The 10,880-nt window shown below is 42.6% G+C and carries 9 protein-coding genes; 3 read left to right on the top strand and 6 right to left on the bottom strand.

Translation table 11 applies throughout. The annotated features are described in order from the left end of the window. Positions 1-3 precede the first annotated feature (3 nt). Positions 4-1,347, bottom strand: a complete 1,344-nt coding sequence (locus PROVALCAL_RS01955) for a Na(+)-translocating NADH-quinone reductase subunit A (protein ID WP_006657392.1) — start codon at positions 1,345-1,347, stop codon at positions 4-6. A gap of 415 nt (positions 1,348-1,762) precedes the next feature. On the opposite strand from PROVALCAL_RS01955, the gene PROVALCAL_RS01950 reads away from it, so the two are divergent. Further along, positions 1,763-2,500, top strand: a complete 738-nt coding sequence (locus PROVALCAL_RS01950; protein ID WP_006657391.1) for a L,D-transpeptidase family protein — start codon at positions 1,763-1,765, stop codon at positions 2,498-2,500. Here PROVALCAL_RS01950 and PROVALCAL_RS01945 read toward each other — a convergent pair. Then, complete coding sequence (locus PROVALCAL_RS01945) at positions 2,471-3,238, bottom strand: class II glutamine amidotransferase (protein ID WP_006657390.1); 768 nt, start codon at positions 3,236-3,238, stop codon at positions 2,471-2,473. The genes PROVALCAL_RS01950 and PROVALCAL_RS01945 overlap by 30 nt on opposite strands. A gap of 26 nt (positions 3,239-3,264) precedes the next feature. Further along, on the bottom strand, positions 3,265-3,843 hold the full coding sequence (gene lpcA / locus PROVALCAL_RS01940; protein WP_006662632.1) for a D-sedoheptulose 7-phosphate isomerase: 579 nt from the start codon (positions 3,841-3,843) through the stop codon (positions 3,265-3,267). A 338-nt stretch (positions 3,844-4,181) separates the two neighbouring features. Between lpcA and fadE the strand changes: the two genes are divergently transcribed. Continuing rightward, complete coding sequence (gene fadE, locus PROVALCAL_RS01935; protein ID WP_006657388.1) at positions 4,182-6,647, top strand: acyl-CoA dehydrogenase FadE; 2,466 nt, start codon at positions 4,182-4,184, stop codon at positions 6,645-6,647. Between the two features lie 118 nt (positions 6,648-6,765). Here fadE and PROVALCAL_RS01930 read toward each other — a convergent pair whose 3' ends face one another. Further along, the gene (locus tag PROVALCAL_RS01930; RefSeq protein ID WP_006657387.1) at positions 6,766-7,395 is read right to left on the bottom strand and encodes an SEL1-like repeat protein; all 630 of its coding nucleotides are present in this window, start codon (positions 7,393-7,395) and stop codon (positions 6,766-6,768) included. 155 nt (positions 7,396-7,550) lie between these two features. Beyond that, positions 7,551-8,810 carry a diaminopimelate decarboxylase gene (gene lysA, locus PROVALCAL_RS01925; RefSeq protein WP_006657386.1) on the bottom strand — a complete coding sequence of 420 codons (1,260 nt, stop codon included), beginning with the start codon at positions 8,808-8,810 and terminating at the stop codon, positions 7,551-7,553. Positions 8,811-8,932: 122 nt separating this feature from the next. Here lysA and PROVALCAL_RS01920 point away from each other — a divergent pair, with 122 nt between their 5' ends. Continuing rightward, the gene (locus PROVALCAL_RS01920) at positions 8,933-9,868 is read left to right on the top strand and encodes a LysR family transcriptional regulator (RefSeq protein ID WP_006657385.1); all 936 of its coding nucleotides are present in this window, start codon (positions 8,933-8,935) and stop codon (positions 9,866-9,868) included. On the opposite strand, the gene PROVALCAL_RS01915 is transcribed toward PROVALCAL_RS01920, so the two are convergent. Beyond that, positions 9,848-10,762: a LysR family transcriptional regulator gene (locus tag PROVALCAL_RS01915; protein WP_006657384.1), complete on the bottom strand. Its 915-nt coding sequence runs from the start codon at positions 10,760-10,762 to the stop codon at positions 9,848-9,850. The genes PROVALCAL_RS01920 and PROVALCAL_RS01915 overlap by 21 nt on opposite strands. Positions 10,763-10,880 lie beyond the last annotated feature (118 nt).

Here is a 10,880-nt window from a genome sequence, read left to right as displayed (position 1 = left end):
GAATTACCCTTCTAGCTCAATCTTGGTCAGAACATCACGCAGTACTGGACCATATTCATACTTAGCTGGACACACATAGGTGCACAGACCCAAGTCTTCTTCATCGAGTTCCAGACAACCCAGTTCCTGAGACGTATCGGTATCACCCGCAAGTAAATCACGCAGTAAGTGAGTGATCATAATGTCGAGTGGCATCACGCGTTCATAGTTACCAATTGGCACCATTGAACGCTCACCGCCGTTCATCGTCGTCGTGAAATTAAAGCGTTTGTTCTTCAGAAAATGTCCGATGGTGGTACGCGTAATCGTGAATTTATTCACACCAGGCATAATCCATCCAAATAACTCTTTATCGCGACCTTCCGCTAAAACAGAGATTTGATTATGGAAACGACCGAGGTAGTGATGAGCATCATCACAGGTCACCCCCCACAATACAGAGCCGGAAATTAAACGGTTTTCACCTGCTTTAAGTTGACCTTTAGTCAGTTCGTAGATATCTGCGCCAAGACGGGTACGCAACAAGCGAGGTTTCTCAACTTGTGGACCTGCAACAGAAACAACGCGGTCAGTATAAAGGTGACCCGTGGTAAATAATTTACCGATAGCAATCACATCTTGGTAATTAAGGCTCCACACTTTTCTACGAATGCTAACAGGCTCAAGGAAATGAATGTGAGTCCCTGCCAGACCCGCTGGGTGCGGTCCTGAAAATTGGGTATATGTGATTTGCGTATTAGCAGCTTGCTTTGGCAATTCGCCTGCACCATGACAAACATGCACCTTGCCTTCCGTGAGTCGGCTCAAAACGATGAGACCGTCATTAAAGGCTTGCGCATTTTCACCAATGATAATAGAAGGATCAGCAGCAAGAGGATTTGTATCAATTGCAGTCACAAAAATCGCTACTGGGGATGAACCTGGCTCTGGAGAACGACTAAATGGGCGCGTTCTTAAAGCAGTCCATAAACCGGATCTTAAAAGATTTTGTTCAACCTGCTCTTTCGTCAGTGATGGAAGTTGCTCTGTGGAATAAGACTCGAAAGTCTCTTGTTCGTCACCATCAACTTCGATAACAACGGACTGAAGTACACGACGCTCACCGCGGTGTATGGCAATAATCTTGCCACCAGCTGGGCTAGTAAATACCACGCCAGGATTCTTTTTATCTTCAAAAAGAATCTGCCCTTTTTTTACACGCTCACCTTCTTTAACCAGCATCGAAGGACGCATTCCGACATATTCTTCACCTAGCACTGCTACGTGTTGAATTTTCGGGCCGTCTTCTATCACTTGGGCTGGCTCACCTGCGATGGGAAGGTTAAGGCCTTTTTTAATTTTAATCATAAGATCTGCACAAGTTTATCAGTTAAACCCTAAGCTAACGATTCAGCAATGAATGATAGCGACTCAATAATAAAAATAACTCAAGTTGCTTTCGCTGCTTGAGTCAGTAAATCTAACAATATTGCTACACTTTATCTTCTTCTGCCGACGTCAATTTTATCAGTTCCCTCGCCCTCTGTCCGGTTATAGAAGTGACCTAGTTCAAGCAAATCGCAATAAAATTTAAAATATTGTTGTAACAACTCGTAAAAACCTACATATTGGCTCACATTTATCGAGTGTCGACTAATTTCTAATCAATAATGATTCATTAGAAAATTATTAACTTGATATATTAAATTTTGTTCCATTCGTCTAAAATATGTTGAATTTGGTCCATTTTTAATCAGGTTATTTTTCATTATTCGGCTTAATTATGCATATAAGTAAAACTATCGGTGTATATTTACTCATCACATTTGCATGTTCTTCTTATGCACAAAAAGAAGATGCATTATTCTCCCTTAATAATAAGCCAGCAACTCAGCCTGATTCATCGATATTTATTCAAATATTTAAGCAAGAAGGCGTGCTTGAGCTCTACCAAAAAACGGCTGTAGGAAAGTATAAATTAGTCAAAACCTACCCTATTTGTAAGTTTTCTGGCGGACTGGGTCCCAAAAAGATGGAAGGTGACTTAAAAAGTCCAGAGGGCTTTTATCAAATTACACACTCACAGCTCAATCCGAATAGTCGATATTACCGATCTATTAATCTTGGCTTTCCTAATGAATTTGATAAAACGCAGGGATACTCAGGCAACTATCTGATGATACATGGTAGCTGTGTCTCTGTGGGGTGCTATGCAATGACAGATAAGTCCATGGGTGAGATTTATCAAATCGTGGAACAAGCACTTCAAAATGGTCAACCCGCCATTGATGTCAGCATTTATCCATTCCGAATGACAAAAATGAACATGCTACGCTACCGCAACTCGGCGCATTACGCCTTTTGGAAACAACTTCAACCCGCTTATGACTATTTTGAGCGAACTGGCAACCCTGCTGAAATATCAGTAACATTAGGTAAATATCATGTTAACAGCATGCCAGAAACACCCTCTAAGTTATTGGGATCTAAGTCACAGTATGCGTTGACCACGGTGGAATAGCACAAATTCACCGGGTTCGATTTTTTGCCACGTCTCATTACCTGTTAGTGGTGCCGTGGCAATCACCGAAACAATATCACTTGGCGTTGTGCATTGTTGGAAATCAATCTCGATGTCTTGATCCAGTAATTTTGCTTTACCAAATGGCGCTCTTCGGGTAATCCAATGCAATTTAGTCGAACTAAATGCCATCAAATACTGCCCATCAGACAGCAGCATATTGAAAACACCTTTTTCACGCAGTTGCTGCGCTAAAGTACCAATAAAACGAAAAACAGCTTGCCAATTTCTTGGTTTTCTTGGGTATTTCTGATTCAATTGATGCAAAATCCAACAAAATGCCCATTCACTGTCCGTCTCCCCAATTGGGCGATAGTGACCTGTTTTTAATGATCGAAAACCTTTCAATTGACCGTTATGCGCATAAGTCCAATTTCGCCCCCATAATTCCCGCGTAAACGGATGGGTATTAACCAGAGACACATCCCCTCGGTTCGCTTGACGAATATGCGCAACAATACTTTCTGACTTTATCGGGTATTCTTGCACAAAGCGTGCGACAGGAGAGACAAAACTGGGTTGAGGATCTTTAAATGTGCGACAGCCTAAACCTTCGTAAAAAGTGATCCCCCACCCATCTTTGTGTGGGCCTGTTTGTCCACCTCGGGAAATCAGCCCACTTAGGCTAAACGTAATATCTGTTGGTACATTGGCACTCATGCCAAGCAACTCGCACATTTAAAGTCTCCTAGAACTAAAAATGGTTATTTCACCATCTCTTTTTCAATTAACTGAATCAAAATATGGATCACTTTGATGTGAATCTCTTGAATGCGATCTGCATAACCAAAGTGTGGAACGCGAATCTCAACATCTGCGCTTCCCGCCATTTTTCCACCATCTTTCCCAGTCAGGGTGATCACTTTCATGCCTTTCGCACGAGCAGCTTCAATGGCTTTGATAATGTTGCCAGAATTACCTGATGTTGAAATACCCAGCAGAACATCGCCTTTTTGCCCGACTGCTTCAACAAAGCGAGAGAATACAAACTCATAACCAAAATCGTTACTTACACAAGATAAATGGCTAACATCAGAAATGGCAATTGCAGGATAACCTGGGCGGTTTTCACGGTAACGCCCCGTCAACTCTTCAGCAAAATGCATCGCATCACAGTGGGAGCCACCGTTGCCGCAAGAAATAACTTTACCACCAGCTTTGAAAGAATCTGCCAGCAATACCGCAGCTTTCTCAATCGCTTGCAGATTAGCATCATCACTTAAAAATTTTGATAATGTATCTGCTGCTTCATTCAGCTCACCACGGATCAAGTCTTGGTACATGAGTTTCCCCTTAATTATCACGAATTCTTGATGGAGATAATTACCCTTTTATAGGTAATTTATCTTTGATTTACCGATTGTTGCACAGGGTACATTTTGTTTCTACTGCTGATTGTATCGTATGGGGTATCGTTGGCGAAATCTCCATCAGTGCGCTTTTCTCTATCGACTTATCAACCTCGTTAAATTTCCCAAAATTGTTTCTTCCCAAAACTAACTGATGATTTTGTGAGCCAAGTTGTAATTAAGATGTAAACACCTTGCTAATTGTTTATTACCGGATATAGATTAATAAAACAAATAGGTCAGACCTCTTACAAGTAGACAGGAGTTTCACTATGATCCTTCTCAGTATTGTTTTATTTATTGCGTTAATCGGCGTGTTGAGCTACCACAAAAGCTCTCTCGTTCTGAGTACAATTGTATTACTTGCTTACACTGCAGCAATGGGTGCAGCCAATATTTGGAGCTATTGGATGCTACTCCCAGTCGCTCTTGTTTTACTCCCATTTGTCATCACACCAATTCGTCAATCTCTCTTTTCATCAAAAGCGATGGCAATGTTCCAAAAAGTAATGCCACCCATGTCTCGCACTGAAAAAGAAGCGATTGATGCAGGAACTACTTGGTGGGAAGGTGACCTATTTCGCGGCGCACCAAATTGGAACAAGCTTCACAACTACCCAAAACCGCAATTAACCGCTGAAGAACAAGCGTTTATTGATGGTCCAGTAGAAACAGTTTGCGGCATGGTGAATGACTTTGAAGTCACTCATGAACTCGCTGATTTACCGCCAGAAGTTTGGCAATATCTGCGTGACCACCGTTTCTTCGCCATGATCATCAAAAAAGAGTATGGCGGATTAGAGTTCTCTGCTTACGCACAATCTCAAGTTTTACAAAAGTTGGCAGGGGTATCCGGTATTCTCGCTATCACTGTCGGCGTACCGAACTCTTTAGGTCCTGGTGAATTACTGCAACATTATGGGACTGATGAGCAGAAAAAACGTTATTTACCAGGCTTAGCTACTGGTGAAGAGATCCCATGCTTTGCACTAACAAGCCCAGAAGCAGGTTCAGATGCAGGTGCTATCCCTGATGCAGGTGTTGTCTGCATGGGCGAATGGCAAGGTGAGCAAGTTTTAGGAATGCGCTTAACATGGAACAAGCGTTACATCACCCTAGCACCTATTGCGACAGTATTAGGGCTCGCCTTTAAATTAACGGATCCCGATAAGTTACTGGGTGGAGAGAAAAATCTCGGTATCACCTGTGCCTTGATCCCAACAAACACGCCAGGTGTCGAAATTGGTCATCGCCATTTTCCTCTGAACGTACCGTTCATGAATGGTCCAACCCGCGGTAAAGATATTTTCGTTCCTATCGATTACATTATCGGTGGTCCACAAATGGCGGGGCAAGGTTGGAGAATGCTAGTGGAGTGTCTGTCTGTTGGACGCGGTATCACCCTGCCATCTAACTCTACAGGCAGCCTGAAGAGCGTGGCAATGGCAACAGGTGCTTATGCCTACATTCGCCGCCAATTCAAACTTCCTATCGGGAAAATGGAAGGTATCGAAGAACCGTTAGCACGCATTGCTGGTAACGCTTACCTGATGGATGCGGCAGCAACATTAATTACTTCCGGTATCATGTTAGGCGAGAAACCCGCAGTACTTTCAGCCATTGTTAAATATCACTGTACCCACCGAGGTCAACGCTCCATTATTGATGCGATGGACATCACTGGTGGTAAAGGTATCTGTTTAGGTGACTCCAACTTCGTTGCCAGATCCTACCAAGGTGCACCTATCGCCATTACCGTTGAAGGCGCCAACATTTTAACGCGTAGTATGATCATCTTTGGACAAGGCGCTATCCGTTGCCACCCTTACGTTCTCGAAGAAATGGCGGCAGCTCAAGACAATAACCTGAATAAGTTTGATAAAGCGGTATTCGGTCATATTGGTCATGTGATCAGTAATAAATGTCGTAGTTTCTGGTTAGGTTTAACCAATGGACGCGGTAGCAGCGCACCAACTAAAGATGAAACTCGCCGTTATTATCAAATGCTTAACCGCCAAAGTGCTAACTTAGCCCTGCTCTCTGATGTTTCCATGGGGGTTCTAGGTGGTAGCTTAAAACGTCGTGAGCGTATCTCCGCTCGCCTTGGGGATATTCTGAGTCATCTGTACCTTGCTTCTGCAACGTTGAAACGTTATGAAGATGAAGGTCGCCAAAAAGCGGATTTACCACTGGTAAAATGGGCAGTTGAAGATTGTCTGTATCAATCTGAAAAAGCGATGGATGATTTACTGAAAAACTTCCCAAATCGCTTTATCGCAGGTGCATTACGCATAGTGTTGTTCCCGACAGGTCGTGCCATGTCAATGCCATCCGATAGACTGGATCACAAGCTGGCACAATTGATTATGGAACCATCTGAAACGCGCGATAGAATTGGACGTGGACAGTTCTTAACACCGGTTGCCAATAACCCTCACGGTTTAGTAAACCAAGCGCTCTATGACATTATTGCCGCAGAGCCAATCTTCGAGCGTATCTGCCGCTTAAAAGAGCGTAAATTCAGCTTCACCCGTTTAGATAAATTAGCTGACCAAATGTTGCCAGAAAATATTATCACGCAAGAAGAAGCCGACATTTTACGTAAAGCTGAAGCTAGCCGCTTACGTACCATTAATGTAGATGAGTTTGATTTCGATGATTTAGGTGTGCTTCCATCAAAAAAGCCACACACTGAGTCACAGGATGAATCTCAGTCGAAAAAGAAAAAAGCGGCATAATTAATCTAACGCGCTAAAAATTGTCACCGTACTAAAAACAACAAGGGAGCCAATGGCTCCCTTGTTAATTTTGGTTAGTAGTTCGTCATGCATGATATATTTTCCTTTAATTGTAAGACTAACGTGATAACTCCATTGTATCTTTAAGGTTTTTTAGGCAAATCTTCCCACCTTTTTTAGCCCCCAAATCAAAATAATATTTCATTTTCTCAATATCCTTCCCTTCACCATCATCATTAAAATAATAAATATAACCAATATATTCACAGACTAAATCACTGTCTTTACCTCCTTTATTAATAACTTTCTCTAAATATTTAATAGCGTTTTTTCTACTTACTGAAAAGCCAATACCACGATGATGTAAAACAGCCATTTCATATAATGCGAGGCTATTATCTGGATTTTGATCTATGGATTTATTTAAATAGTCGATAGCTCTAAGGCATCTCTTAGTCGGTTCAACATTATTTAAATCAACAAAATTACAGTTTGAACTAATATAGAAAAGATGAAAAAGTAACAAGCTATTATTTGAGTCACCTTTACTTGACTGTAATCTCAAATAGTTATAATCAATTTGTGTTCTGGGAGGAGGAGTGTTGGATAATAATTTGGGGTCATATTGTCTATACTCATTAGAGTAACTAAAAGAAAGCATGCTTTTTGTCGCTAAATCAGTATGTTCCTTATCATTAGAATGACAGCCTTGAATAATTAATAACGTTAAAAATAGAATTAATTTCATATCTTCGCCGACTGAGTGAATAATAGAAACTAAACTTTACCTTTATTTATAGAATAGAAAATCCCCTAAACGAGTTATTTCATTCATAAAAAAGACCCTGCTAGCAGAGTCTTTTATCGATATTAAATAGCCAATATCAAATAACCAAATTTAATTTACAGTTCTAAGGCTAGTAACTCTTGAATAGTTTGACGACGACGAATTAATGTAGGCTTACCGTCAACGAACAACACTTCTGGCAGCAATGGGCGGCTATTATAGTTAGAAGACATCGATGCACCATAAGCGCCAGTATCATGAAATACTAAATAATCGCCAACTTTTACATCTGGCAATAAGCGCGTTTCCACCATTCCACCTTCTAGCTGGGTAAATACATCCCCAGATTCACACAATGGTCCCGCAACAATGGTCTCTTTTAATGGCTGACTGTCAACGCTGCTGCCATCTGCTGGTAATACCGAAATATGGTGATAACTGCCATACATTGCAGGGCGCATTAAATCATTAAAACCGCTATCCACCAGCACATAATGGCGGCTGCCCATATCTTTAACTGCACGCACTTGTGCCAGTAAAACACCCGACTCTGCAACTAAATAGCGCCCCGGTTCAATTTCTAATTCAATGTGATGACCTAGATGCAGCTCAATACGCTGGCGAGCGTTATCCCACAAGCTGTAATAATGTTGAACATCAATGATTTCATCATGCTCACGATAAGGCGTTGATAAACCACCACCCGCCGAAATAGCGTCAATATCCACCCCCGCCGACACCACCAATTCCACCATCGAATCACACACATTCGCAAGATGCTGGTAGTCAACACCGGAGCCAATGTGCATGTGAATGCCCACTAACTTTAGGTTGTACTGCTGGATTTTCGCTAATGCTTCCGGTAAATCTTGATGCCAAATTCCGTGCTTGCTGTTCTCTCCACCCGTATTAGTTTTTTGGCTATGACCATGCCCAAAACCCGGATTAATACGCAGCCAAACGGGGTGCCCCGCTTTATGTTCGCCAATTTGCTGTAGCATATCGATGGAACCTGCATTTACAGGAATATCCAACTCAGTCACTTTCAGTAACGTTGCAGGATCTAAGACATCTGCAGTAAAGACGATTTCCGATTTTTCACGACCCGGCTGGAAGCCCGCCACTAATGCACGTTCAATTTCGCCCAATGACACAGAATCCACTTTCACGCCTTGCTCTCGCATTAGGCGCAAAATATGAATATTAGAACAGGCTTTTTGGGCAAAACGGACGGTATCGAATGCTTTCAGCTGTCCAATACGGTCAATAATCACTTCACTATCATACACCCAGACTGGCGTACCAAACTGTGCAGGCAGCGCACGTAAATATTCTGGGGTTAAATACTGGCTGGTGGTGCTGGCGAATGTGGTCATCGGAACCTCGTTGGCAAGTTTTATTATAATGAGTTCGATTATTAGACGAATAAGGCGGGAAAAAAATATCCTTTTTGCTAAAGTCTATTCATATTTGATATAGAAATTCGAAAGGAATAATCATGCAGGCAATTTCATGGCGGCATATTGAAATTTTTCGCGCGGTGATGACCACGCCAAACTTAACCGAAGCCGCTGTGTTGTTAAACACTTCCCAGCCAACCATTAGTCGAGAGCTGGCTCGGCTCGAGCATTTATTACAATTTAAATTATTCGATAGGGTTAAGGGTAGATTGCAGCCAACCGCACAAGGGCTGCGTTTTCACGAAGAAGTTGAACACTCTTATTATGGTCTAGAACGCATTCGTAATTCAGCTGAGACTATTCGTCGCTTTGAACACGCCCAAATTTCTATTGCCTGCTTACCGGCATTCGCCCAATCGTTACTGCCACAAGTGTGCCAAACATTTATGGGAAATTACCCTGACGTGAACTTAACGGTGATCCCTCAGGAGTCCCCCGTATTAGAAGAGTGGCTATCTGCCCAGCGCTATGATGTTGGGCTAACTGAGCACTTACAAACCCCTCCGGGCACAGAACAACTGACTTTAGGTTCATTGAATGAAGTGTGCGTACTCCCTGCGGGACATCCTTTTGAGCAAAAAAAAGTGCTGACTCCTCAAGATTTTCACCAAGAGCGCTTTATTAGCCTCTCGTTAACAGATAGCTATCGGCAATTAATTGATACTACCTTTGCTGAACACCAAGTAGAGCGAAAAATGGTGATGGAAACCCATTCTGCCTCCTCGATTTGTGCCATGACACTGAAAGGGATTGGCGTCTCCATCGTTAACCCTCTCACCGCGTTAGATTTTTATCAGCAATCCTCAGGCAAGCTGGTGATCCGCCCACTCAGTTTTTCAATTCCATTTACAGTGAGCTTAATTACCCCAAATCATCGTCCCTCTTCGCAGCTCACCCATATTTTCACCGAGCACCTACAACGTACCTTTGCTCAAATTGAGCATGACCTAGCTTCAGCGCTGCGACATCAGTGACAGCCAATGCGGGGATGTTTTAAACCAGTTGCCGAGAAAATCGATAACCGCACGTAATGGCGTTGGCATATGCTGGCGGCTGGTATACACACCGTAAATTCCTAAAGGCATTGGCGTGTAGTCAGGTAGTAGCTGGATCAACTCCCCCGATTGCAAATAGCTAGCTACAGAATAATACGGTTGCATTGAAATACCTGCGCCATTCAACGTGGCTTCCATCAAAAAAACCGACTCATTGGCACTTAAACGCCCATCCACTAATACGGTTGACTCTTCCCCCTCTTTTTCAAAACGCCACATGCTGCGCCCAAAAAAGCTGTAAGTTAAGCATTCCATCAACACCAAATCTTCGGGTTTTATTGGCAAATGTTTGCCTTGCAAAAATTTAGGTGAAGCACAAATCACGGAATGACAGGTTGATAGCGGCTTTGCGATTAAATTCGGCTCTAGTTGATTAGTAATACGGATAGCCAGATCAATACGCTCTTCAATCAAATTCACAGATTTGTTAGAAATCTGCATATCAATCATCATATTAGGGTAAATCTGTAAAAACTCAGAAATCGCAAGAGATAGCGCACATTGAGCAATCGACTGAGAACAACTAATACGCACAAGCCCTGCTAGCGCTTTAGCATCATGCTTTTGCTCGACGGGTACACTGAGCGAGAGAGCATTCAATTGCAGTGATTGTTGATAAACCCCTTCACCTGCTGAGGTCAAACTTAGCCGCCGAGTGGTACGGTTAAGTAAGCGAACTCCCGCCCACTGTTCCATTTCTGCCAGATAGCGCGTCACCATCGCACGTGACATATCCAGTTTATCTGCCGCACCGCTGAGGCTCCCTTGCTCTACGATGGTAATAAACACCTGAACCGCTTTGAGTCTATCCATATCATTTGACCGGTTTATGCAACAAACATGACCTTATTATGGCGTTTTTCTCACCTTAATTGCAATTTAATATACACACCAAGCCGAATCAGGCACACAACATCACTCAACATTAGGA

The sequence above is a fragment of the Providencia alcalifaciens DSM 30120 genome, assembly GCF_000173415.1.
Classification (GTDB): Bacteria; Pseudomonadota; Gammaproteobacteria; order Enterobacterales; family Enterobacteriaceae; genus Providencia; species Providencia alcalifaciens.
This window is presented reverse-complemented; position numbering and strand designations above follow the sequence as displayed.